The organism is Arthrobacter sp. 05N425, assembly GCF_056397125.1.
The window spans coordinates 356,134-380,674 of record NZ_JBFTMU010000001.1 but is presented as its reverse complement, the minus strand read 5'-3'; the positions used below and the strand labels follow the sequence as shown (position 1 = coordinate 380,674).

The following is a 24,541-nucleotide window of genomic DNA, read 5'->3' as shown; positions in this document are numbered from 1 at the left end:
AAGGTAGTTGAGTGACTTTACCGCTGCACATCCCAGACTTCCATGGGTCCACGCCCGCCTCGCTCCGGCTCTTCACGTCCGAGTCGGTGACCGAAGGACACCCCGACAAGATCTGTGACCAGATCAGCGATGCGATCCTCGACGCCCTACTGGCCAAGGACCCGGAGTCCCGGGTCGCCGTCGAGACCCTGGCCACCACGGGCCTCGTGCACGTGGCCGGTGAAGTCACCACGGACGCCTACGTCGAAATCCCGCAGATCGTCCGCGAGACCATCCTCGGGATCGGCTACGACTCTTCCGCGAACGGCTTCGACGGCGCCCGCTGCGGCGTGTCGGTCTCCATCGGCCAGCAGTCCAACGACATCGCCGGCGGCGTATTCAACTCCCTCGAGGCACGCGAAGGCCGCCAGGAAGACGATTACGATCTCCAGGGCGCCGGCGACCAGGGCATCATGTTCGGCTACGCCAGCGACGAGACCCCGTCCTACATGCCGGTCCCGATCTGGCTCGCGCACCGGCTTTCCGAACGGCTCACCGAGGTCCGCAAGTCGGGCCAGCTGGGCTACCTGCGCCCCGACGGCAAGACCCAGGTCACGGTGGGCTACGACGGCGACCGTCCCGTCTCGGTCGAGACCGTCGTGATCTCCAGCCAGCACGCGGAAGGCGCCAGCCTGGACCAGCTCCGCGCCGACCTCGCCGAGCACGTCGTCGACCCGGTCATGGCGCTGTCCAACCTGGACATCTCCCGGTCCCGCAACATCCTCAACCCGGCCGGCGCCTTCGTGATCGGCGGTCCGGTGGGTGACGCCGGCCTGACCGGCCGCAAGATCATCGTCGACACCTACGGCGGCATGGCCCGGCACGGCGGCGGCGCCTTCTCCGGCAAGGATCCGTCCAAGGTGGACCGCTCCGCTGCTTACGCGATGCGCTGGGTTGCCAAGAACGTGGTGGCCGCCGGCCTCGCCAAGCGTGCGGAAATCCAGATCGCCTACGCGATCGGGCAGGCCCGCCCCGTGGGCACCTACGTGGAGACTTTCGGGACCGAAACCGTCGATCCCGCCCGGATCAGCGCCGCGATTGCCGAGATTTTCGACCTCCGCCCCCGCGCCATCATCGACGCGCTCGACCTCAAGCGTCCGATCTACGCGAAGACGGCCGCGCACGGCCACTTCGGACGCGAGGAGCCCGACTTCACCTGGGAGCGCCTGGACCGGGTCGACGAGCTGAAGGCCTTCTTCAACGCCTAGCAACCGGCCGAACCGCTGGATGGCAGAGCTCTTGAATGTCACAGCTCTTCAATGTCACAGCTCTGTGATGTGCTGTAGCCAGGCCGCCGAACGGCGGCCTGGCTACAGCTTTAATGTTGATCGTTAGCCTGATCGTCGAAGTTTCCAGGCTCTTTACTTGACCGATTCCAGCGCCGAAGGGAGGCAGGCACCATGACTCCAGATCGCCGCGCCGCCACGCCGGAGGAACCGCTTCAGCTCTCGCTGCTGCACGGCTTACCGGCCTCCGCGGCAGCCGCCGGGCCCGCCCTTGCCGCGGAACTGCCGGTGGCCCGGGTGCTGCTGGAATCCTCCCTCCCGCACCTGGACCGCCCGTTCGACTACAGCGTGCCGGCGGACCTCGACGCCGCGGCCCGGCCGGGCGTGCGGGTCAAGGTGAAATTCAGCGGCCAGGAGCTTGGCGGATACCTGCTCGAACGCACGGCGGCGTCCGACGCCGGCCACCCGCTGGTGCCGCTATTCAAGGTCGTGTCCCCGGTTCCCGTGCTCACCCCCGCCGTGTCCGAACTGGCCGGGAGGGTGGCGGCGCGCTACGCCGGAACTGTCAGCGACGTCCTGCGCGTCGCCATCCCGCCCCGGATGGCCAAAATGGAAAAAGACTACGCACCGGGAGGCCTGCTCGACCCGGCACTCTTCACCGCCGGCGACGACGCCCGGGCAGAGCCGCCTGCTGCCCCTCCGTCCGGCTGGGCGGAATATCACAACGGCCCGGCATTCCTCCAGCACCTGGGGGCGGGGGAGTCGCCGCGTGCCGTGCTGAGCGCCCTGCAGGGGTTTGGTCCGGGCGGCTGGCCCCGGATGGTTGCCGAGGCTGTTGCCGCCGTCCGCCGCTCCGGCCGGGGCGCCGTCGTCGTGGTGCCGGACTACCGCGACCTGGACCGGGTGGAGGCGGCCCTGCTGGAACAACTGCCGGCCGGCGACGTCGCCCGGCTCACGGCCGACGACGGCCAGACACCGCGGTACCGCAGCTTCCTGCGGGTCCTCAGCGGCGCCGCAGGGGTCGCCGTCGGCACCCRCTCCGCCGCCTACGCCCCGGTGCGGAACCTGGGCCTGGTGGTGTGCTGGGACGACGGCGACGACCTGCACATCGAGCAGCGTTCCCCCTACGCCCACGCCCGTGAAGTCCTGCTGCTCCGGGCCGCGCATGAAGGCGCCGCCTGCCTGCTCGCCGGGCACGCCCGCAGCACGGAGACGCAGCGGCTGGTGGAATCCGGCTGGGCCCGCCCGATCGAGGCGGGGCGCTCCGTGATGCGCCGCACCGTCCCGCGCGTCCAGAACACCGCGGACAGTTTCGAACAGGAGCGCGACCCGCTGGCGCGGATCGCGCGGTTGCCGGGCGCCGCATGGCGCGCCGCAAAGGAAGGCCTGGAACGCGGTCCCGTCCTCGTTCAGGTTGCCCGCGCAGGGTACGCGCCGTCTCTGGCCTGCGAACGCTGCCGCGAAGCCGCGCGCTGCACCGCCTGCAACGGACCGCTGGCCATCGCCGGGCCCGGCGGCAGCGCCGCGGTGCCGGTGTGCCGGTGGTGCTCCGCGGCGGCCCCGGACTGGCACTGCGTGCACTGCGACGGGGTCCGGCTCCGGCGGGGCGCCACCGGGGCACTTCGGACGGCCGAGGAACTGGGCCGGGCGTTTCCGGGCAAACCCGTCGTCACTTCCTCCGGCGACCGCGTGCTGGCCACCGTCCCGGACTCAAAGGCCCTCGTGGTCGCGACGGTCGGCGCCGAACCGGTCGCGGCGGGCGGGTATGCGGCCGCGCTGCTGCTCGACGGCGACTCGCTGCTGCGCCGCGAGAACCTCCGGGCGGGCGAGGACGCCGTGCGGCGCTGGTTCAACGCCGCGGCCCTGGTCCGTTCCGCGTCCGAGGGCGGCCTTGTGGTCATCACCGCCGAGGACACGGCGGGAGTCGGGGCACTCCTGCGTTGGGACCCCGCCGGCTACGCCGGACGCGAGCTCGCCCTGCGGCAGGAGCTGTCGCTGCCGCCAGCGGTCCGGATCGCGTCCGTCACCGGCGGCCGGACCGCCGTCGGGCACTTCACCGAGGCCGTCGAACGGGCGCTGGCCAAAAAGGGCATTGTGCTCCGGCAGGCCGGTCCGGCGCCGCTGCCGGGCGCCGGCGGATTCGTAGCCACGCCAACGGCTGCCGGTATGGAGCGGCGCGGTGGGGAGGACGTGCGGACGCTGCTGTTCATCCCGTACGCCGAAGCCACCGAGGCCACAAAGGCCATGCGTGCGGTCAAGGCCGCAGCCGCCGCCAAGCGCACCGACGATCCGGTGCAGCTGCGGCTCGACGGCGTCGACGTTCTCTAACGGTGCTTGCGCCGGCGTACGGGCGCCGCTTCGACGGTTCCCTGCGCACTCGACGTCCGCCCGCGTCGAATTGGCACGGAACCATCGAAACGGCCGAGGTTAGCGTCGCTTGCGCCGGCGCAGGGCCACGGCCTCTTCGGCGGCGGCCAGCAGGCGCTGTGCGGAGGCGTCCCAGCTGAACTCGGCCGCGCGCTGCACCGCACTGCTGGAGCGCTGCTTCCAGAGCTCGGGCTCCTCGAGCTCGCGGACCGCGGCGGCAAACGCGGACGGGGAGTCGGGGTCGACGTAGCTGACCGCGTCCCCGCCCACCTCGCGGAAGATCGGAATGTCGCTGGCGATGACCGGAGTGCCGTGTGACATCGCTTCCACGAGCGGCAAGCCGTAGCCCTCGGCCTTGGAGAGGCTGACCAAGGCCGTGGTGCGGGCCAGCAGCGCCTCGTACTCGGCATCGGTGACGCCGTTGTGGAACACGATGTTGGCGCCCGCCGGGGCCAGCGCCTCCAGCTCCGCCCTGCGTTCGGGCGTGATCCGGCTCAGCAGGTGCAAGGTTATCTCCGGCAGCTGGGCCATGCCCTTGACCATGGTTTCGACATTCTTGTAAGGCATGAAAGACCCCATGTAAAGCAGCGTCTTGTCGGCGCCGGCGCCGGGGTCCCGAGGAGTCAGCCCGGGCTGCGGGGCGTTGCCGACGATCCGGACCGGTCGCTTCGTCAGGCGGTACTTCGCCATCAGGGCCTCGGTGGTGGAGCTGATGGTCGCGACGACGTCGGCCCGGTTCAGCAGGACCCGTTGGGGCCAGAACGCCTTGTGATAGAGCCGCCAGAGGACCCGGACCGGGGCCGGGAGGAAGCCGGGAGGTGCCGGGTGCTCGTAGTAGATCAGGTCGTGCAGGGTCAGGACCAGGGCGTACTTCCGGCCCCAGCTGCCCATGGTCTGCATCGGGCACACCACCACGTCGGCCCCCAGTGGGTTGACCTTGGCCGCAACGAATAGCTCCGCGGGCGAGAGCGGGCTGTTGATCAGGGTGTAGGGGACGTCCGGGAGCAAGGCCAGCTGTCGCGTATCGCTGATCAGCATGGAGACGTCCGCGACCTTGGCGGTCGCGGCAATGAGGCTGGCGCCGTAACGGCTGATGCCATCGTGGTGGTCGAGCCTGGTGAAGCGGGCGTCAATAAGGATTTTCACGCGGCGTGTTCCTTCAGGAAGCGTCGGATGAAGCCCGCGGCGGGTTCCGGGGTTTCGTAGTGGATGAGGTGCCCGACGCCGGGAATGACTTCGAGGCTGGCGTTCGGCAGCAGCGGGAGCAGCTTGTGCTGGTCGGGCAGGGTGGCGATTTCGTCTCTTTCGCCCGCCACGAGCAAAACCGGAAGGGCCAGCCGTGGGGCCACCTCCGCGACGTTGCTGCTGACCGAGGCCTTGAAGGCTTCGAGCAGGCTGTCGCGGTCGGCGAAGGCGGAGAAGTACGCGCTGTGCTGGGCGTGGACGAACCTCCGCAGCGCCTTGTCCTGGGTCTTGGCCATGGTCTCGCTCATCACCCGGACGATCAGCTGGTTGCGCAACAGCGCGTTCCCGAGTCCGCGGGGGAGCCGGGCCGCCGCCTCGTAGTACAGCACCGCGGCCTTGGTCATGAGCCCTTTGGGCCCCTCCAGAGCGGGTGCGGCGATGGGGTTGATCAGGATCAGTTCGGCGACCGCGCCGGGATGGTCCGCCACGAAGTGGCTGGCGATGATCGAACCGAAGGAGTGGCCCAGCAGCACCGTGTCCTTGCCCAGCCCGAGGGCGGCCATGAAGTCGGCGATGAACCGGCCGTAGCCGCTAACGCTGTGCCCGCCGGTCCGGAACGCGGCGGAGGCGCCGAACCCCGGGAGGTCCGGCATGATGAGGCGCATTTCGGGGAGCTGGTCGACCACCCGGAGCAGGCCATGGTGATCGCCGCGGAAGCCGTGGATCACAAGGATGGTCCGGGTGTCGGCGGTCTCCCGGACCGGTTCGTAGCTCCAGTAGGCGACCCGGGTACCGTTGAGGTCCACCGCGGAGGCGCTGCTGCGCGTTTCCAGTTCGGCGCTGAGCAGGGGAGGCAGGGGGGAAGGCTCGGTGGCCACGTGTTCCATTCGTTCGGGTCCTAGTTGACGTCGTCGGGGTTCGAACCGGTGCGGAATCCCCGGTCCAGGCCGGCCAGGGCGTCCAGGTCCGTGGTGCTGAGGCTGAAACCGAAGATGTCGTGGTTCTCGCGGATCCGGGCGTAGGAGCTGGCCTTGGGGATGACGACGTTACCCAGTTCCAGGTGCCAGCGCAGGATGACCTGGGCCGCGGTCCGCCGGTGTGCCGCGGCGAGCTCCAGCACCACCGGGTCCTCCATCACCTGGCCGCGGCCCAGCGGGCTCCACGCCTCGGTGGTGATGCCCAGCGACGCGTGCAGGGATCTCAGCTCGGCTTGTTGCAGCCAGGGATGCAGTTCAATCTGGTTGACCGCGGGCACCACTTCGGCGGTCTGGAGCAGCCGCTCCAGATGTGCGGGCTGGAAGTTGGACACCCCGATGGCGCGGACCTTTCCCTCGCGGTAGAGCGATTCGAGCGCGCGGTAGCTCTCCGTGAAGAGCCCGCGCCGGGCGCACGGCCAGTGGATCAGGTAGAGGTCCACATATTCGAGGCCCAGCTTGGCGATCGAGGTGTCGAAGGCACGCAGGGTCGCGTCGTAGCCCTGGTCGTCATTCCAGAGCTTGGTAGTCACGAAAATGTCCTCCCGGGCGAGCGGGGAGTGCAGCTCGCCGGAGCCGCCGGCGGAGCCGTCGAAGGCGGACAGGGCGCCGATCGCTTTCCCGACGCCCGTCTCGTTCCCGTACATCGCCGCAGTGTCGAAATGACGGTAACCGGCCTCCAACGCCATGGTCACGAGCCCGGCGGCGTCCGCGGGGGGCACCTTGTAAAGCCCGAACCCGAGGCGGTCCATCATCACGCCGTTGTTCAAGGTCAGCCGGGGGGAGATTCTCATAGCAACGACTCTACCCATTCCGGGCACCCGGCCGCGGGTGTCCGGCCCTCAGGACAGGCCCTCGGCGCTGACCAGCCGCCGGGCGCTGGCCTCATCCAGGATCAGGTCCGTGGCCAGGCCGGCAGCGAGCGCCCCGCGCAACCCGTTGATCTTGGACGCGCCGGAGACCACACAGATCCGGCGGCGGACCTGCCGGAGCTGGGCCAGGTCCGGCCCGGTGGAGCGTTCGTTGAGGGTAATGCCGTCCGAGGAGCCGTCCGCGCGGAAGAAAACAGTGGCGACGTCGCCCACGACGTCGGACTCCGCCAGTACGCTCAGGTCGTCCTCGTCCAGGTAGCCGCCGGCGTACACGTGGCTGGGGTAGTCGGCGTCGACCGATCCCACCCCGAAAATGGCGATGCTCATCCGGGACTGCAGCTGCAGGATGCGTTGAACACTGCGTTCATTCCACATGGCCTTCTTGGTCGCGGCGTGGTCGAAGAACGCCGGCACCGGGAACTGTTCCACCCGCGCCCCGTAAGCGCTGCCGAAGCGCCGCATGATGTCCGAGGCGTAAGTGATGCCCGTGGTCTGCATGTTTCCGGCTCCATTAAGCTGCACGATGATGCTGTCATGGGTGATCTTCCGGGTCAGGTGCCGGCTCACGGCGCTCAGCGTGGAACCCCACGCCACCCCGATGATCGCGTTCGAGTCCACGAGCGGGCCGATGGTGCGCGCGGCCTGCATCGCCACGCGGTCCAGCGTTTCCGCCTCGTTGAGCGTGTCCACCACCGGCACGACGTGCACATCGACCTTGTATTCGGCGCGGATCATGCTGGCGAGCTCGGGTCCGGTGTCCAACGGGCTGCGGATCTGGATCTGCACGAGGCCCGATTCCCGGGCCGCCGACAGCAKCCGCGAGACGGTCGAGCGGGACGTTCGGAGCTCACGGGCGATGGCGTCCATCGTCAGGTCCTGGAGGTAATACAACTGGGCGGCCCGGAGGGCGTCGGACTGGCGGGTTGGCGACATTCCATTTCCAATCTGCACGTTTGTGCATAGTGCTTGACTCCATTTTCCATTAGTCCAAAGAATAGTGTTGAACGGCGACGTGCCCGGTGGGCGCGCCGCAGAGCACCGATCCCCAAGGAGCAGTTTTGGGAAACAAGGTTTCATCCGGCAATCCGGCGTCGAGCACACAGCGCACGTCCGTGCAGCAGTTGCGGAACCGGCCGCACGCGCAGGTGCTCATCATCGGCGGCGGCATCAACGGGGTCGGAACCTTCCGTGACCTTGCCCTGCAGGGCGTTGACGTTGCCCTCGTCGAACGGGGCGACTTCTGCCAGGGAGCCAGCGGCGCCTCCTCGCACATGATTCACGGCGGTATCCGGTACCTGGAAAACGGCGAGTTCCGCCTCGTCCAGGAGTCCGTGGTGGAACGCAACCGGCTCCTCCGGATCGCGCCGCACTACGTGAAGCCGCTGCAGACCACCATCCCGATCTTCAGCACCTTTTCGGGCATCCTGGCCGCGCCGTTGCGGTTCCTGACCCACAAGCAGGGGAAGCACACCGAGCGCGGTGCCTTCCTGATCAAGCTGGGCCTGAGCATGTACGACTCCTTCTCCCGCGACGGCGGCACCGTGCCGCGCCACCAGTTCCGCGGCCGCAAGCGCGCCCTGGCCGAGCTGCCCCGGCTGCACCCCGGCATCAAGTACGCCGCGACCTACTTCGACGCCTCCGTGCACAACCCGGAGCGCCTCACCCTGGACGTGCTCCAGGACGGCGAGAAGGCCGGCGAGGCGGCCGGCAACGGGGCCCGGGCCAGCAACTACCTCTCCCTGGTCTCCATGGACGGCGCAGCCGGTTCCGGCAATGGCACGGCAACCCCCGGAGCGAAGGGCGGAACCGTCCAGCTCCGGGACGAACTGACCGGCGACGTCTTCGACTTCAGCGCCGACGTCATTGTCAACACCACCGGCGCCTGGGTGGACCTGACCAACCAGGCCATGGGCGCGGCGTCCGCGTTTATGGGCGGCACCAAGGGTTCCCACATAGTGCTGGACCACCCCGGGCTGCTTGAGGCCTGCCAGGGCCGGGAGATCTTCTTCGAACACACCGACGGCCGGATCGTGTTGATCTACCCGATGGGCGACCGCGTGCTGGTCGGCACCACCGACATCGACGCCGACATGGCCGAGGACGCCGTCTGCACCGAGGCCGAGATCGACTACTTCTTCGACCTCATCGGGCACGTCTTCCCGGACGTGGCCGTGGACCGGGAACAGATCGTCTACACCTTCTCCGGCGTCCGTCCGCTGCCCCGGCACGACGCCACGCAGCCGGGCTTCGTCAGCCGCGACTACCGGATCGAGCGCCGCGGCCCCGCCAGGGGCGCCGGGCAGCTGGCCGACGGCGGCGCCGTCGTGCTCAGCCTGGTGGGCGGCAAGTGGACCACGTTCCGGGCCCTCGCCGAACACCTCAGCAACGACGTCCTCGCCGAACTCGGCATGGAACGGAAAGTCTCGACCGCCAAACTTGCCATCGGCGGCGGGGCAGGTTTCCCCGACACCGAGGACGGCGTCCAGCGCTGGATCAAGGCCCACATGGGGGCCGGCCGCGACGCGGACCGGACCGCTGGCCTGCTCACCCGCTACGGCACCCGCGCGGTGGACGTCATGGCCTACCTCGACGCCGGGACCGACCGGCTGCTGCACTCCACCCGGGAACTGAGCGTCCGGGAACTGGAGTTCATGGCGGCCAACGAGCAGATCGGACACCTGGTGGACGTGCTGATCCGCCGCACCTCCCTCGCGTTCCGCGGGCTCGTGACGGGGGAGCTGCTGAACGAGCTCGCCGAGATCCTTTCCGGACCGCTGGGCTGGGACGCGGCGACGCGGACCGCCGAGATCGACCACGCCCAGGAGGTGCTCCAGCGGTTCCACGGCGTCCAGGTACACAGCCTGGTCGCCTGACAACTTGAGTGTCCGGAGGCTGGAGCCTCCGGGCACAAGGGCTGCGGGGTTTCTCCCAGGGGAACCCGCAGTGGCCGGCCGGCAGCGCGAAACCGCTGCCGGCCCAACGGCCCTTCAAACTCGCGAAGGGCTGACAACAGAAAATAGAGGAGTCAAAGATGTCTCTTGGAATAGTTTTCCTGTCCGAAGTATTCGGCACCGCAATGCTGACCCTGCTGGGTTGCGGCGTTGTGGCCAACGTCGCGCTCAAAGGCACGAAGGGCAACAACGGCGGGTTCCTGATGGTCACCTGGGGATGGGGCATTGCCGTCTTCGCCGGTGTCTTTGTTGCGGCCAAGTCCGGGGCGCACCTGAACCCGGCCGTCACCTTCGGCCTGTTGCTTAACGGCAAGAAGGAGTACGCCCCGGGTGTCGCGGTCGATTTCGGCTCCACCCTGACCTACTTCGGCGGGGAACTGCTGGGCGCCTTCCTGGGTGCCGTCGTGATGTGGCTGGCCCACAAGCAGCACTTTGATGTCGAGCCCGAGCCCGCCAGCAAGCTGGGCGTTTTCTCCACCGGACCCGCCATCCGCTCCACCCCGTGGAACCTGATCACGGAGATCATCGGCACCTTCGTCCTCGTCTTCGTCATCCTGACCTTCGGCGGGACCCCGTCGGGACTTGGCCCGCTGGCCGTGGCGCTGCTGGTTGTCGGCATCGGTGTTTCCCTCGGCGGCCCCACCGGTTACGCCATCAACCCCGCCCGTGACCTTGGCCCGCGCATCGCCCACGCCCTGCTGCCCATCAAGGGCAAGGGTTCTTCGGACTGGAGCTACTCGTGGATCCCGGTCGTCGGACCGCTGATCGGCGGCGGACTCGCCGGCGTCGTAGCAGCCGTGGTGCCGATCATCGCCACCGCCGCCGCCTAATTCTGCCGCAGAGGACCCTGAACCAAACCCGCTCGAATCGCATCAATTCAACCGCCAGGCCCAAAAGACAAGGACGTCAGCATGAACCAGTATGTAATCGCCATTGACCAGGGAACCACGAGCACCCGCGCCATCGTGTTCGATCACAGCGGCAACATCGTTTCCTCCGGCCAGATGGAACACGAGCAGATCTTCCCGCAGGCAGGGTGGGTGGAGCACGACCCCGCCGAGATCTGGAACAATACCCGCGAGGTCATCGCCTCCGCACTGTCCAAGGCCAACCTGACCCGCCACGACATTGCCGCCGTCGGCATCACCAACCAGCGCGAAACCGCGGTGGTCTGGGACAAGACCACCGGCAAAGCCGTGTACAACGCGATCGTCTGGCAGGATACCCGCACCCAGTCGATCGTCGACGAGCTGGCCAAGGACGGCGGCCCGGAACGCTTTAAGCAGAAGGTGGGCCTGCCGCTGGCGACCTACTTCTCCGGCACGAAGATCAAGTGGATCCTGGACAACGTCGAGGGCGCCCGGGCCAAGGCAGAAGCCGGCGACCTCGTCTTCGGCAACACCGACAGCTGGGTGCTGTGGAACCTCACCGGCGGAACCGACGGCGGCGTACACGTCACCGATGTGACCAACGCGTCCCGGACCATGTTTATGGATCTCGACACGCTGTCGTGGGACCAGGAAATCCTGGACGCCTTCGGTGTCCCGGCCTCCATGATGCCCGCCATCAAGTCGTCCTCAGAGGTGTACGGCACCGTCCACACCTCCCAGCTGCTGCGCGAAGTTCCGGTCGCCGGCATCCTCGGCGACCAGCAGGCGGCAACCTTCGGCCAGGCCGCGTTCGACGCCGGCGAGGCAAAGAACACCTACGGCACGGGCTGCTTCCTCATCTTCAACACCGGCGAGGAAATCGTCCACTCCAAGAACGGGCTGCTGACCACGGTCGGCTACAAGCTTGGCGACGCCAAGCCGCACTACGCCCTGGAGGGTTCGATCGCTGTCACCGGTTCGCTGATCCAGTGGCTGCGCGACAACCTGGGCATGATCAGCAGCGCCCCGGAAGTCGAGACCCTGGCCGCTTCGGTGGAGGACAACGGCGGCGTGTACATCGTTCCGGCCTTCTCCGGCCTGTTCGCACCGTACTGGCGCTCCGACGCCCGCGGCGCGATCGTCGGCCTGACCCGGTTCGTGAACAAGAACCACATCGCCCGCGCAGCGCTGGAGGCCACCGCGTTCCAGACCCGCGAGGTGCTCGACGCCGTCAACGCCGACTCGGGGGTTCCGCTCACGGAACTCAAGGTCGACGGCGGCATGGTCGCCAACGACGCGCTGATGCAGTTCCAGGCCGACATCCTGGGCGTGCCGGTGATCCGGCCGAAGGTCGTCGAGACCACCTCGCTCGGCGCCGCCTACGCGGCCGGCCTCGCCGTCGGCTTCTGGAAGGATCTGGGCGAGTGCTCGGCCAACTGGTCCGAGGACAAGCGCTGGGAACCGAAGATGGACCAGGCGGAGCGCGAGCGCCAGATGCGTCTCTGGAAGAAGGCCGTCACCAAGTCCATGGACTGGGTCGACGAGGACGTGAAGTAGGCCGACGAGCCGATGCCTTCACTGTTGAGGGGGCCCCGCCCGCTTCGCGGACGCCCGAAGCCGCTCCCGGGCCCCCTCAACAGTTCGGCATTTCCGGGCCGGCCGATTCAGCCGCTCGTGGCGACTTACGTAGCGCTGGCAAGCCGTGCGCTAAAGTAGTCGTATGCGTGCGATCCTCCTGCTTAGTTAGCCGCCCGGCATCCCGGCGAAAACCCGGATTGCCGAGCGGCAGCCCCTCCGTGTCGAGGGGCTTTTGTGTGTCCGGGATATGTACCGGCCCGCAGCAGGGGACCAAGGGATCAGGCGGGACAGTCCTGATCCGACAAGATCGAAAGAACAGAAGAGGCCAGCAGTGAGCGTTCAGCCGGAGACAGAGACCGGAACAGCAGCAGCCGTCGCGAATGAAGGCCCCGAAGAGGGCGCCTACAGCTTCGCCGCCATGGAGGCCAAGTGGCCGCAGGTCTGGGAGGACCTCAAGGTCTTCACGCCCCTGGATGACGGCTCGAAGGAACGCCGCTACGTGCTGGACATGTTCCCGTACCCGTCCGGTGACCTGCACATGGGCCACGCCGAAGCGTTCGCGATGGGCGACGTCGTCGCCCGCTACCTGCGCCAGCAGGGCTACGACGTGCTGCACCCGATCGGCTGGGACTCCTTCGGACTGCCGGCGGAGAACGCCGCCATCAAGCGGAACGCGCACCCCAGCGAGTGGACGTACGCCAACATCGACACCCAGGCGGCGTCGTTCAAGCGTTACGCCATCTCCGCTGACTGGTCCCGCCGGCTGCACACCTCGGATCCGGGGTACTACCGCTGGACCCAGTGGCTGTTCAAGCGTTTTTACGAGCGCGGGCTGGCCTACCGCAAGAACTCTCCGGTCAACTGGTGCCCCAAGGACCAGACCGTGCTGGCCAACGAGCAGGTCGTCAACGGCGCCTGCGAACGGTGCGGCACCGCCGTGACGAAGAAGTCCCTGAACCAGTGGTACTTCAAGATCACCGACTACGCCGACCGGCTGCTCGATGACATGGACGAACTGCGCGGGCACTGGCCCGAGCGGGTCCTGGCCATGCAGAAGAACTGGATTGGCCGTTCCGAGGGCGCGCACGTCAACTTCGTGGTCGAGGCCGACGGCGGCAAGCCCGCCAAGAACGTCACGGTCTTCACCACCCGCCCGGACACCCTGTACGGCGCGACCTTCTTCGTGGTCGCCGCCGACGCCCCGCTGGCCGTCGAACTGGTCACCGAGGAACACGCCGCGGCCCTGGACGCCTACCGGGAACAGGTCAAGGCGCTGTCGGAGATTGAGCGCCAGTCCACCGAACGGGAAAAGACCGGCGTCTTCACCGGCCGCTACGCCATCAACCCGCTGAACGGGGAGAAGCTGCCCGTCTGGGCGGCCGACTACGTGCTGGCCGACTACGGCACCGGCGCCATCATGGCCGTCCCGGCCCACGACCAGCGCGACCTGGACTTCGCCAAGACCTTCGACCTGCCCGTCCGGGCGGTCCTGGACACCGGAGAGGAAGACCCCGCCGTGTCCGGCACGGCGACGACCGGCGAGGGCACCTTGATCAACTCCGGCGCCCTGGACGGGCTGCCCAAGGCCGAGGCCATCCCGGCCGCCATCGCGATCCTGGAGCAGCTGGGCACCGGCGAGAAGTTCGTGAACTTCCGCCTGCGCGACTGGCTGCTGAGCCGCCAGCGGTTCTGGGGCACCCCGATTCCGATCATCCACTGCCCGGCCTGCGGCGAGGTCCCGGTCCCGGACGACCAGCTGCCGGTGACCCTGCCGGAGGACCTGCGCGGCGAGGATCTGTCGCCAAAGGGCACCTCCCCGCTGGCCGCCGCCGAAGCCTGGGTCAACGTCGAGTGCCCCAGCTGCCACGGCCCGGCCAAGCGCGACACGGACACCATGGACACCTTCGTGGACTCCTCCTGGTACTTCCTGCGCTTCGTCTCGCCCGACTACACCGAGGGCCCATTCGATCCCGCCAAGATCAACGACTGGATGCCCGTGGGCCAGTACGTCGGCGGGGTGGAGCACGCCATCCTGCACCTGCTGTACGCCCGCTTCTTCACCAAGGTCATCCACGACCTGGGCCTGATCGAGGCCGACGAACCGTTCAAGGCGCTGCTGAACCAGGGCCAGGTGCTCAACGGCGGCAAGGCCATGAGCAAGTCACTCGGCAACGGCGTGGACCTGGGCGAGCAGCTGGACAAGTTCGGCGTCGACGCCGTGCGGCTCACCATGATCTTCGCCTCCCCGCCGGAGGACGACGTCGACTGGGCGGATGTCTCGCCGTCGGGCTCCGCTAAGTTCCTGGCCCGCGCCTGGCGGCTCGGCCAGGACGTCAGCAGCGAGCCCGGCGTCGACTTCGCCGCCGGGGACCGCGCCCTGCGCACCGTCACCCACCGCACCATCGCCGACGCGCAGGCACTGCTGGACCACAACAAGTTCAACGTGGTGGTGGCAAAGCTGATGGAACTGGTCAACGCGACCCGTAAGACCATTGATGCCGGCGCCGGCGGCGCGGACCCGGCCGTCCGCGAGGCCGTGGAGGCTGTAGCGGTGATCCTGAGCCTCTTCGCGCCCTACACCGCCGAGGACCTGTGGAACGTACTGGGACACCCGGCATCGGTAGCCAACGCCGGCTGGCCCACGCACGACGAGACGCTGCTGGTGCAGGATACGGTGACCGCCGTCGTCCAGGTGCAGGGCAAGGTGCGGGACCGGCTCGAGGTTTCCCCGGGCATCTCCGAGGACGAACTGCGCGAACTGGCGCTGGCCTCGGAAAACGTCCAGCGCGCGCTGGACGGCAGGGGGATCCGCACGGTCATTGTGCGGGCGCCTAAACTGGTCAACATCGTCCCGGCCTAGCCGGGCAAGGCCGTTCGTGAACCGGCCGCCGGCAGAAGCCGGCGGCCGGAACTCTTTTCAGGAGGTGCTTCGTGCCGGACCGTGAGCCCCCGGGCTGGCCGTGGCTGCGCGAGCGCCTCGTCAGGCTCCGCCAGGCTGCCCGCCCCGGGGCGGTGCCCGAACCAGTGCGCGCCATGGCGGCGCGGACTGCGGTGGTCACTGACTCCGCCGCCGCGCTGCCGGCAGAATGGGTGCGGGACTTCACCGCCGACGGCCGCCTGACCGTGGTACCGATGCCGGTCATGGTGGGCGCCGAGATCTACGGCGAGGGCGAGGACGACATCGCCGAGACCATCGCCGTGGCACTGGCCAGCGGCTTGCCGGTCCGGACCTCCAGGCCCTCACCCGGCCAGTTCGAACAGGCCTACCTCGCGGCGGCGGCACGCGGCTTCGAATCCGTAGTCTCGCTGCACATTTCGGGGGAGCTCTCCGGCACCGCCGACTCCGCCAGGCTCGCAGCCGCCAAAGTGGGAATCCCGGTGGTGGTCGTGGATTCGCGCACGGTCGGGATGGCGCAGGGCATGGGCGTGCAAAGCGCCGTCGTCGCGGCTGCTGACGGCCGGGGCGCGGACGAGGTCAGGGCCTTCGCCGAAGAACGGCTGGCCCGGACCAAGGTCTACTTCTATGTGCCGAGCCTGGAGCAGCTGCGCCGCGGTGGCCGGATCGGCGCAGCCGCCTCCCTCTGGGGCACCATGTTTTCGATCAAACCGATCCTGGCGGTCGACGGCGGCAAGGTCGTCCCGCTGGAAAAGGTCCGTTCTGCGCCCCGCGCCATCGGCCGGCTGGAGGAAATCGCCGCCGCTGATGCGCTGTCCCGCCCCAGCGGTGAGGCCAGGATCGCCGTGCACCACTTCGGCAACCGCGCCGAGGCCGAGCAGCTGGCATCGCGGCTGGCACAGCGGTTGCCTGACTGCCCGCCCGCCCAGATCAGTTCGCTGCCGGCCGTGCTGGCGGCCCATGCCGGACTGGGCGTGCTGGCCGTCATTGTGGGGGAGAGCAGCACCCCGCTTCCCGGGAGCGGCCCCACACCGGGGTCTGGCTCCACACCGGGGGCTGCCGGGGCGCTTTCCACATAGCCGTTGCCGCGCCTGTCGGCAGGTCCGGTCCCATCCCTAGGCTGGCTTCATGTCGCGCCGATACCCGGGGGCCGGAGCCCGCAGCGGACCCCACTCAGGATCCGGCGTGGCACGGCACCGCTGGGCCGCCAGCCTCGGCACTGCGCCGGAGGAGGGGCTGCTCGGCGATGTGCCGGCCCGGGGAGCCCCGGCTGACGGAGCCCCGGACCGGGCGGCGGCGGACCGGGCCTCTCCTGACGGGGCCGATGCTGCGGAGTCCCCAGTCCCCGCGGTGTTCAGGTGGCGCAGCGGTCGGAGTGCCGCAGCCTTGCTCGCCGTGATCTCTGTGCTGCTGGCCGGCTGGTTCTGGTGGCAGGCAGCCGACGGAGCGCCACGGGTCCGGTCGCTGGGCGAGCCACCCGGCTCGGAAGCGGCGGACGGGTCCGGACCGGCCGTAGCCGATGACGGTGGTCCCGACGGGGCGCCGTCGAGGGCGGACCCGGCTGCCGCGGAGATGCCCGGCGCGACGGCGGCCGGCACCATTGTCGTCCACGTTGCCGGTGCCGTGGCGAAGGCCGGGGTGGTGGTGCTGCCGCGCGGAAGCCGGATCCACGAGGCGATCAAAGCCGCGGGCGGAAACACCCGCGCAGCCGACCTTGACCGGCTCAACCTGGCCGCCGTCCTCGAAGACGGCCAGAAAGTCCTCGTCCCGGAGCGCGGCAGCCCGGACCCGGTTGAACTTCCCGGCCCCTCCACCGGTCCCGACGGCACCGGGACCTCCGGCGGCGCCGGAGCGCCAGCGGGGAAAGTCAACCTGAACACCGCCGGCGTCGAAGAGTTGGCGACGCTGCCGCGCGTCGGTCCGGTCTTGGCCCAGCGCATCGTCGACTGGCGCAAGCAGCACGGCAGTTTCGGCAGCGTCGAAGAACTCGACGCCGTGGAGGGTGTTGGTCCCAAGCTGCTCGAAGCCCTGTTGCCGCTGGTGCGGGTCTGACGTGGCTGGGGAACAGCGGCCCCGTTGGCAGGCTTTCCGCGCCGCCGCCGCCGATGCCGCCGATGCCGCCGATGCCATGGCCTGCAGCCGGGATCCGCTGGATCCTGCAACGACGCAAAAGAGACAGGCACCGGGCGTGCCCGCGGCGCCGGACAGCTCGTTCCGCGCAGGGGGAGCCGCGCGGATCGCCTTGGCCGGCCTGGGGCGCCATGTCCTTGAGGCACTGCGCAGACGCCGGGCCGGGGTCATGCCCGTGCCGCACGGCGTGCCGGGACGACGACGCCGGATCGACCTCCGCCTGGTGCCCGCCGCGCTGCTGGTTTGGGGCATTGCTCTGGCTGGCGGATGGCTGGAACCAGCCCCGCTTGCCGGGCTCTGCGCCGGGTTGGCGGCCGCCGCGGCTGCCCTGTTGCTGGGTCCCGGTGCGCATCGCCGGAGACCTGGACCCCGAAGCTTCCGGGCCACCTTGGCGGTAGCTTCGCTTCTCTCGTGCGCCGCCGGGGCGCATTCGGCGGCGGCATCGGCGCAGCGGAACGACGGTGCTGTCGCAGAGGCCGTCGCCGCCGGCGCGTCGGTGGTGGCCGAGATCGAAGTTGCCGGCATGCCAAGGCGGCTTTCCGCCCCGGGCCGCTCCGGTTTGTCAGACCGGTGGGCCGTGCCAGTGACCCTGCTCGTCCTGGTCTTCGACGGCCGACGCGTGGAAGCCTCCGTGAAGCTGCTTGCCCTCGGCGGGGAGGAGTGGGGACACTCAGCTCCGGGGCAGCGTTTCCGGGCCACAGGCAAGCTCAGGCAGGCCGGAGCAGGTGAGGCCGAAGCCGGCATCCTCTCTGCCTCCTCTGCGCCGCACCGTGTGCGGACCGCCTCCAGCTGGGTGCACCTCCCGGCAGGCCTGCGGCGCGGTTTCAGCGCCGCCGCCGCGGGGCTGCCTGGCGACGCGCGCGGACTCCTGCCAGGGATGGTGACCGGCGACACCGGTGAGCTGGACCCCGAACTCGCTGCGGCCATGAAAACCGTCGGAATGACCCACCTGACCGCGGTGAGCGGAGCCAACTGCAGCCTGGTCCTCGGGGTCCTGCTGCTGGCGGCCCGTAGCCTGCGGCTTCCGCGCCCGGCGGCTTCCGGAATCGCCGTGGCCGGGCTGGGGCTGTTTGTGCTGATGGTCGGGCCCGATGCCAGCGTGCTCCGGGCCGCCCTGATGGGGTCGATCGGGCTGTGGGCGCTAGGGTTTGGCCGTGCCGCCCGCGGCCTCAGCCTGCTGTGCGTGGCCGCGGCCGGCTTGCTGCTGGCGAATCCGGCCCTGGCTACCGACTTCGGCTTTGTGCTCTCCGTTTTGGCCACGCTTGGCATCGTCGTGGTGGGCAGGCCCCTCATGGGCTGGCTGGCCACCGTCGTGCCCCACTGGTTGGCTGCCGGACTCGCTGTTCCGTTGTCCGCCCAGTTGTTCTGCAGCCCGGTGATCGTGCTGCTCCAGCCGCAGTTCTCCAGCTACGCGCTGCCCGCGAATCTGGCAGCTGCCGTGCTGGTGCCGCCGGTTACGGTCTTCGGCACGGCAGCAGTGCCGCTCGTGCCCCTCGCCCCCGCGTTGTCGGCTATGCTCATCGCCGTTGCCGGCACCTTCGCAGCGGGTGTGGCCGGCATCGCCCGCTGCTTCGCGGCGCTTCCGGGGGCCGCGTTGCCCTGGCCGGAGGGCGCCCTCGGCTCGTCCACGATGGCGGCGCTCTCGGGGCTGACACTGACGGGCTTCTGGCTCGCCACCCACCCTGCCGCTGCGGTACGCCTGGTCCTGAAAATACATGACCGGACCACGCTGTGCCTCACCCGGACTCTGCGCCGTCATGAGCGGCCGCCGGGCACCGTCCGCGCCCTGCCGGGGTCCGTCGGCCGCGGCTTGGTGGACCGCCCACGCCGTGGCAGGCTTAGAGTCTGCAAACCAACTTCCCGGAGGAACCACGAGTGGCTGCTGCCCAGACCCAACGCACCAGGACCACGGCGACGAAGACCGCCACCTGGCGCGATGTGACGCCCGCGGCGGTGGTGCTGGTCGGCGGACCGGAGGACTACCTGGGTTCCCGGGCCATGGACCGGATCCGCTCCCAGGTCCGTGCCGCGGCCCCCGACGTCGAGGTCACCCGCCTCAACGCCGGCAGCTACGAACCGGGCACGCTGGCCATGAACGTCAGCCCGTCCCTTTTCGGCGAGCAGAAGCTGATCGAGGTGGAGGGCCTGGAAGCGATGAATGACGCCTTCCTCGCCGACGCCCTGAAGTACCTGGCCCAGCCCGAACCCGACGCCGTCCTGGTGCTCCGTCACGGCGGGGGAGTGCGCGGCAAGAAGCTCCTGGACGCGATCAAGGCGGGCGGTTGGCCCGTGGTCGACTGCCAACCTTTGAAGAAGGACGCGGACAAGGTGGCTTTTGTCACCACAGAGTTCAAGGCTGCCTCCCGGCGGATCGAGCCGGACGCCGTGCACGCCCTGGTCAACGCGGTCGGGGCCAACCTGGCCGAACTCGCGGCCGCCTGCAGCCAGCTGATCGCCGACGCCACCACCGGCGTGGATTCGGACATGGTTGACCGCTACTACGGCGGCAGGGTGGAGGCCACGGCATTCAAGGTCGCGGATGCCGCCATGGCCGGGAATGCGCCGCTGGCCCTCTCCACGCTCCGCCACGCACTGGATACCGGTGCCGACCCGGTGCCGATCGTCGCTGCGCTGGCCTCCAAGCTGCGGTCTCTGGCCAAGGTGGCCGGGGCACAGGGGTCTTCCGCCCAGATCGCCAAGCAGCTGGGCATGCAGCCGTGGCTCGTGGAGCAGGCGCAGCGCGATGTGCGGCGCTGGACTCCGGAAGGCCTGGTTAGGTCCATCCAGGTCACGGCCGAAGCCGACGCTCAGGTCAAGGGACTCTCCCGCGACCCGGTCTACGCCGTGGAACATGCCGTCACGGTGATTGCGGGCGCGGTCCGCCGCTGACGACCACGGCCCGCGCACGGCCGGTGCCCGACCGCACGTCCCGGGCCGCGGCTTGCCCGGGTCGCCGGGTCGCGTTGGCGGCTTGCCCGGGTCACGTTGCCGCGTCCGGTCCGGCGCTTTAACTGGCTGTGGCCGGCACCCTGGGGGTGCCGGCCACAATCATCAGTTCAGTTGAACTGGAAAACCTTAGAGTGCGTTGACCTTCTTGGAGATCGCGGACTTGCGGTTTGCAGCGTTGTTCTTGTGAAGAACACCCTTGCTGACAGCCTTGTCGAGCTTCCGGCTGGCAGTAACCAGTGCAGCAGCAGCGGCATCCTTGTCGGTGGACTCAACGGCGGTGTTGACGGCGCGGATGGCCGTCTTCAGCTCGGACTTGACTGCGTTGTTGCGCAGGCGAGCCTTTTCGTTGGTCAGGATGCGCTTCTTCTGGGACTTGATATTAGCCACGTGTGAACTCTCTTTTTCAATGCGGAAAATGGTCTAGAGGGCTTTCAGATTGGCCATTGACTGAGCGGCGTGGGGATACCTATGGCGACCAACCATCTGTGGCCGTCGACCTGCACGGACACACAGCTGTCAATAATAGCAGAGACGCGAACCCGGTGGCGATTCCCGGTGCGACCCGCGGGTCGGAGTTCCCCCGCGCGGCGTCGCCGAAGAACCCGGACTTCAGGACCAGCCGTGCCGCCTGCGCAGCGCAGAGGAAATGTCCCGGAACCGTCCGGCGTCCAGGATGGCGCCCTCGCGGCGCACGTCCTGGGGGTTGATTTGCAGGATGCGGTCCAGCCTGGCTTCGCTCGGGCGCCACTGCCGGTCCCAGGGCCCGGTGCCGATGTCGACGTAGTCGTCCGAGCGGCGCGCGTCGCCGTCGTGGTCCTTGCTGGTGAGCATCAGGCCAAGCAGGAAGCGGCCCTTGCTTCCCACGAGCAGCACCGGCCGGTCCTTGCCCCGGGAGTGGTCCTCTTCGAACGGGACCCAGGTCCAGACGATCTCACCGGGCTCGGCCCGGCCGTTCGCGGCGGGGCTGTACTGCACTTTGGCTTTGCCCTGGAAGTCGCCCGGGTAGGTCCCGGTCAGTCCGCCGGATGCGCGGGGCGGCTGCCGGGCGGGAGCCTTGCCGGCAGGACGGCGTGTGGCGGGAGGACCGCTGCCGCCGAGCCGGTCGAGGAAGCGCAGAGCGCCGCGGACGGCGTTGCCGAGGGAGCGAAGATTCAAGGCCATGGGGAAACCCTACCGGCCGCCGTGCACCGGCGTACGTTGACGGAGCGGCGACGACGGGCAGTGAGCGCCGGCGCTAATGCAGTGCCACGGTCCGGGACGTGGGAGACTATAGGAACGAGAAATGCGGCGTGCCGCAGCAGGTGGAACAAGCAACGTAGAACACCGGCTGCGCCCGCCCCTAGAACAGCCCAGCTGTGCAGCCCGCCAGTACAGCCCCCAAGTATTGCCAACAGTAAGGACCCTGCGTGTCTCCCATGGCCCGCACCGCCCCGGTGCCTGCCGCAACAGATCCGGCCCTCATCCGGAACTTCTGCATCATTGCGCATATTGACCACGGCAAGTCCACGCTGGCCGACCGGATGCTCCAGTACACCGGAGTCGTCCAGTCCCGCGACATGAAGGCCCAGTACCTGGACCGGATGGACATCGAGCGCGAACGCGGCATCACCATTAAGTCCCAGGCCGTCCGGATGCCATGGGAGCTGGACGGCACCAGCTACGCGCTGAACATGATCGACACTCCCGGCCACGTCGACTTCACCTATGAAGTCTCCCGGTCACTCGCCGCCTGCGAGGGCGCCGTGCTGCTCGTGGACGCCGCCCAGGGCATTGAGGCGCAGACCCTCGCCAACCTCTACCTGGCGATGGAGAACAACCTCACGATCATCCCGGTCCTGAACAAGATCGACCTGCCCGCGGCGCAGCCGGAGAAGTATGCCGAGGAGCTGGCCAACCTGATTGGCGGCGACCCGGACGAGGTGCTGCGCGTCTCCGGCAAGACCGGCGCCGGCGTCGAAGTCCTGCTGGACAAGATCGTCCGCGATCTCCCCGCCCCGGTGGGCGACCCGAACGCCCCCGCCCGGGCAATGATCTTCGACTCCGTCTACGACACCTACCGCGGCGTCGTCACGTACGTCCGCGTGGTGGACGGCATGCTGCACCCGCGTGAGCGCATCCAGATGATGTCCACCCGCGCCACCCACGAACTGCTCGAAATCGGCGTGAGCTCCCCGGAGCCCACCCCGTCCAAGGGCCTGGGCGTCGGCGAGGTCGGCTACCTGATCACCGGCGTGAAGGACGTCCGCCAGTCCAAGGTCGGCGACACCGTGACCAACCTGGCTAAGCCCGCCACCGACTCCCTGCCCGGCTACGCCGACGCCAAGCCGATGGTGTTCTCCGGCCTCTATCCGCTGGACGGCACCGACTACCCGGTGCTCCGTGACGCGCTGGAGAAGCTGATGCTCAACGACGCCGCCCTGGTCTACGAGCCGGAGACGTCCGCCGCGCTGGGCTTCGGCTTCCGCGTCGGCTTCCTGGGCCTGCTGCACCTGGAAATCACCCGCGAGCGGCTCGAACGGGAGTACAAGCTGGACCTGATCTCCACCGCCCCGAACGTGGAGTACGAGGTGACGCTGGAGGACAAGAAGGTCGTCCACGTGACCAACCCCAGCGAATACCCCACCGGTAAGGTCTCCGAGGTCCGCGAGCCGATGGTCTCCGCCACGATTCTGGCGCCCAACGAGTTCGTCGGCGCCATTATGGAGCTGTGCCAGAGCCGCCGCGGCGTCATGGGCGGCATGGACTACCTCTCCGAGGACCGGGTGGAGATCCGCTACCGCCTGCCGCTGGCCGAAATCGTCTTCGACTTCTTCGACATCCTGAAGTCCAAGACCCGCGGCTACGGCTCGCTGGACTGGAAGGCCGATGGCGACCAGGTCGCCGATCTGGTCAAGGTGGACATCATGCTCCAGGGCGAACAGGTCGACGCCTTCAGCGCCATCACCCACCGCGACAAGGCCTATGCCTACGGTGTAATGATGACCGGCAAGCTGCGCGAACTCATCCCGCGGCAGCAGTTCGAGGTGCCGATCCAGGCTGCCATCGGCTCCCGGATCATCGCCCGCGAAAGCATCCGGGCCATCCGCAAGGACGTCCTGGCCAAGTGCTACGGCGGCGACATCACCCGAAAGCGCAAGCTGCTGGAGAAGCAGAAGGAAGGCAAGAAGCGCATGAAGATGGTGGGCCGCGTCGAGGTCCCGCAGGAGGCCTTCATCGCCGCACTCACCACGGACGAGTCCAAGGACAAGGCCAAGAAGTAGCCATGCCAAGTGCGCTTCCCCTCGGTGACCCCGCGCCGTCGGACGGGCTGCTGCCCGGCCAGGCGCTGGAGGGCGCCGCGGACCGGGCCTTCGGGCTCTACGTCCACATTCCGTTCTGCGCCGTGCGCTGCGGCTACTGCGACTTCAACACGTACACCGCCACGGAACTCGGCGGCGGCGCCTCGCAGGACGCCTACGCGGACACCGCCGTCGCGGAAGTGGACTTCGCCGGGCGGGCGTTGAAAGCCTCCGGCCTCCCGGAGCGCCGGCTCAGCACGGTGTTCTTCGGCGGCGGCACCCCCACGCTTCTCCCGGCCGGGGACCTGGCCCGCATCCTGGCCGCCGCGATCGACACCTGGGGCCTCGAGCCCGGCGCCGAGGTCACCACGGAAGCCAACCCGGATTCGGTCACGCCCGAATCCCTGCAATTGCTCGCCGACGCCGGCTTCACCCGGGTCTCCTTCGGCATGCAGTCCGCGGTGCCCCACGTGCTCAAGGTCCTCGACCGCACCCACACGCCCAGCCGTGTGCCGCAGGTGGTCCAGTGGGCGCGTGAGGCGGGCCTCGCGGTCAGCCTGGACCTGATCTACGGCACCCCGGGGGAGTCGCTGGAGGACTGGCGCTCCTCCCTGGAGACCGCACTGTCCTACGGCCCGGACCACATCAGCGCCTACGCGCTGATCGTCGAGGAGGGCACGAAACTCGCCGCCCAGATCCGGCGCGGCGAGGTTCCGGGGATCGACGACGACGACCATGCCGCCAAATACGAACTGGCCGATGAACTGATCTCCGCGGCCGGGCTGGGCTGGTATGAAGTAAGCAACTGGGCGCGCACGCCGGACCAGGCCTGTCGCCATAACCTGGCCTACTGGCGCGGGGATGACTGGTGGGGCATCGGCCCCGGAGCGCATTCGCACGTCGGCGGGGTCCGCTGGTGGAACGTCAAGCACCCCACGGCCTACGCCGGTAGGCTCGCGGCAGGCGTCTCGCCCGCGGCCGGGCGGGAGACTCTCGACGCCGAGACCCGCAACGTGGAGCGCGTCATGCTCGAAGCCAGGCTGGTCACCGGCCTGGAAATCCCGAGTCTGGGCGGGCTGGGGGATACCGGACGGCACGCGGTCGCCGGACTGATCGCCGACGGGCTCGTTGAGCCTGCGGAAGCGTTCAAGGGCCGGCTGGTGCTCACGCTCAAGGGCCGGCTCCTAGCCGACGCCGTGGTCCGCCGGATCCTCCCGGACTAGGTAG

Annotated in this window: 18 protein-coding genes and 1 tRNA gene; 12 read left to right on the top strand and 7 right to left on the bottom strand. The window is 68.9% G+C overall.

The annotated features are described in order from the left end of the window. Positions 1 to 11: 11 nt before the first annotated feature. Both metK and AC1DGE_RS01720 read left to right on the top strand, forming a co-directional pair. Complete coding sequence (gene metK, locus AC1DGE_RS01725) at positions 12 to 1,247, top strand: methionine adenosyltransferase (protein WP_441417723.1); 1,236 nt, start codon at positions 12 to 14, stop codon at positions 1,245 to 1,247. Between the two features lie 192 nt (positions 1,248 to 1,439). Continuing rightward, positions 1,440 to 3,593, top strand: a complete 2,154-nt coding sequence (locus AC1DGE_RS01720) for a primosomal protein N' (RefSeq protein WP_476916769.1) — start codon at positions 1,440 to 1,442, stop codon at positions 3,591 to 3,593. A gap of 99 nt (positions 3,594 to 3,692) precedes the next feature. Here AC1DGE_RS01720 and AC1DGE_RS01715 read toward each other — a convergent pair whose 3' ends face one another. Genes AC1DGE_RS01715 through AC1DGE_RS01700 form a run of 4 tightly spaced genes read right to left on the bottom strand, consistent with a single transcriptional unit; the run spans position 3,693 to position 7,596 of the window. Continuing rightward, positions 3,693 to 4,778: a glycosyltransferase family 4 protein gene (locus AC1DGE_RS01715; protein ID WP_476916768.1), complete on the bottom strand. Its 1,086-nt coding sequence runs from the start codon at positions 4,776 to 4,778 to the stop codon at positions 3,693 to 3,695. Continuing rightward, positions 4,775 to 5,704: an alpha/beta fold hydrolase gene (locus AC1DGE_RS01710; protein WP_476892480.1), complete on the bottom strand. Its 930-nt coding sequence runs from the start codon at positions 5,702 to 5,704 to the stop codon at positions 4,775 to 4,777. Before AC1DGE_RS01710 ends, AC1DGE_RS01715 begins: the two co-directional genes overlap by 4 nt. Positions 5,705 to 5,715: 11 nt before the next feature. Next, positions 5,716 to 6,585, bottom strand: a complete 870-nt coding sequence (locus AC1DGE_RS01705) for an aldo/keto reductase (RefSeq protein ID WP_441417727.1) — start codon at positions 6,583 to 6,585, stop codon at positions 5,716 to 5,718. A gap of 48 nt (positions 6,586 to 6,633) precedes the next feature. Next, on the bottom strand, positions 6,634 to 7,596 hold the full coding sequence (locus AC1DGE_RS01700) for a sugar-binding transcriptional regulator (protein WP_476916767.1): 963 nt from the start codon (positions 7,594 to 7,596) through the stop codon (positions 6,634 to 6,636). A gap of 125 nt (positions 7,597 to 7,721) precedes the next feature. On the opposite strand from AC1DGE_RS01700, the gene AC1DGE_RS01695 reads away from it, so the two are divergent. From AC1DGE_RS01695 to AC1DGE_RS01670, 6 genes are all read left to right on the top strand, one after another. Beyond that, the gene (locus AC1DGE_RS01695) at positions 7,722 to 9,536 is read left to right on the top strand and encodes a glycerol-3-phosphate dehydrogenase/oxidase (protein WP_476916766.1); all 1,815 of its coding nucleotides are present in this window, start codon (positions 7,722 to 7,724) and stop codon (positions 9,534 to 9,536) included. 158 nt (positions 9,537 to 9,694) lie between these two features. Beyond that, positions 9,695 to 10,444: an MIP/aquaporin family protein gene (locus AC1DGE_RS01690; protein WP_441417730.1), complete on the top strand. Its 750-nt coding sequence runs from the start codon at positions 9,695 to 9,697 to the stop codon at positions 10,442 to 10,444. A gap of 81 nt (positions 10,445 to 10,525) precedes the next feature. Further along, positions 10,526 to 12,040, top strand: a complete 1,515-nt coding sequence (glpK, locus tag AC1DGE_RS01685) for a glycerol kinase GlpK (protein ID WP_476916765.1) — start codon at positions 10,526 to 10,528, stop codon at positions 12,038 to 12,040. 352 nt (positions 12,041 to 12,392) lie between these two features. Continuing rightward, positions 12,393 to 14,921 carry a leucine--tRNA ligase gene (leuS, locus tag AC1DGE_RS01680; protein WP_476916764.1) on the top strand — a complete coding sequence of 843 codons (2,529 nt, stop codon included), beginning with the start codon at positions 12,393 to 12,395 and terminating at the stop codon, positions 14,919 to 14,921. A gap of 71 nt (positions 14,922 to 14,992) precedes the next feature. Beyond that, positions 14,993 to 16,036, top strand: a complete 1,044-nt coding sequence (locus tag AC1DGE_RS01675; RefSeq protein ID WP_441417733.1) for a DegV family protein — start codon at positions 14,993 to 14,995, stop codon at positions 16,034 to 16,036. A gap of 106 nt (positions 16,037 to 16,142) precedes the next feature. Then, positions 16,143 to 17,009: a ComEA family DNA-binding protein gene (locus tag AC1DGE_RS01670; protein ID WP_476916763.1), complete on the top strand. Its 867-nt coding sequence runs from the start codon at positions 16,143 to 16,145 to the stop codon at positions 17,007 to 17,009. 575 nt (positions 17,010 to 17,584) lie between these two features. On the opposite strand, the gene AC1DGE_RS01665 is transcribed toward AC1DGE_RS01670, so the two are convergent. Beyond that, a tRNA-Val gene (locus AC1DGE_RS01665) sits at positions 17,585 to 17,686 on the bottom strand. On the opposite strand from AC1DGE_RS01665, the gene AC1DGE_RS01660 reads away from it, so the two are divergent. After that, positions 17,671 to 19,029, top strand: coding sequence for a ComEC/Rec2 family competence protein (locus AC1DGE_RS01660; RefSeq protein ID WP_476916762.1), 1,359 nt, complete (start codon positions 17,671 to 17,673; stop codon positions 19,027 to 19,029). The genes AC1DGE_RS01665 and AC1DGE_RS01660 overlap by 16 nt on opposite strands. Continuing rightward, a complete protein-coding gene (holA, locus tag AC1DGE_RS01655) occupies positions 18,963 to 19,976 on the top strand; it encodes a DNA polymerase III subunit delta (protein WP_175321051.1) in 1,014 nt (337 codons plus the stop codon). Before AC1DGE_RS01660 ends, holA begins: the two co-directional genes overlap by 67 nt. 186 nt (positions 19,977 to 20,162) lie before the next feature. Here holA and rpsT read toward each other — a convergent pair whose 3' ends face one another. Together rpsT and AC1DGE_RS01645 are read right to left on the bottom strand one after the other, a co-directional pair. After that, entirely contained in the window at positions 20,163 to 20,423 is a 261-nt protein-coding gene (gene rpsT, locus AC1DGE_RS01650) for a 30S ribosomal protein S20 (RefSeq protein ID WP_056739236.1), read from the bottom strand. A gap of 222 nt (positions 20,424 to 20,645) precedes the next feature. Continuing rightward, positions 20,646 to 21,197 carry a type II toxin-antitoxin system PemK/MazF family toxin gene (locus AC1DGE_RS01645; protein ID WP_476916761.1) on the bottom strand — a complete coding sequence of 184 codons (552 nt, stop codon included), beginning with the start codon at positions 21,195 to 21,197 and terminating at the stop codon, positions 20,646 to 20,648. 245 nt (positions 21,198 to 21,442) lie between these two features. On the opposite strand from AC1DGE_RS01645, the gene lepA reads away from it, so the two are divergent. Both lepA and hemW read left to right on the top strand, forming a co-directional pair. After that, complete coding sequence (gene lepA / locus AC1DGE_RS01640) at positions 21,443 to 23,296, top strand: translation elongation factor 4 (protein ID WP_476908796.1); 1,854 nt, start codon at positions 21,443 to 21,445, stop codon at positions 23,294 to 23,296. A 2-nt stretch (positions 23,297 to 23,298) separates the two neighbouring features. After that, complete coding sequence (hemW, locus tag AC1DGE_RS01635; protein ID WP_476908797.1) at positions 23,299 to 24,537, top strand: radical SAM family heme chaperone HemW; 1,239 nt, start codon at positions 23,299 to 23,301, stop codon at positions 24,535 to 24,537. Positions 24,538 to 24,541 lie beyond the last annotated feature (4 nt).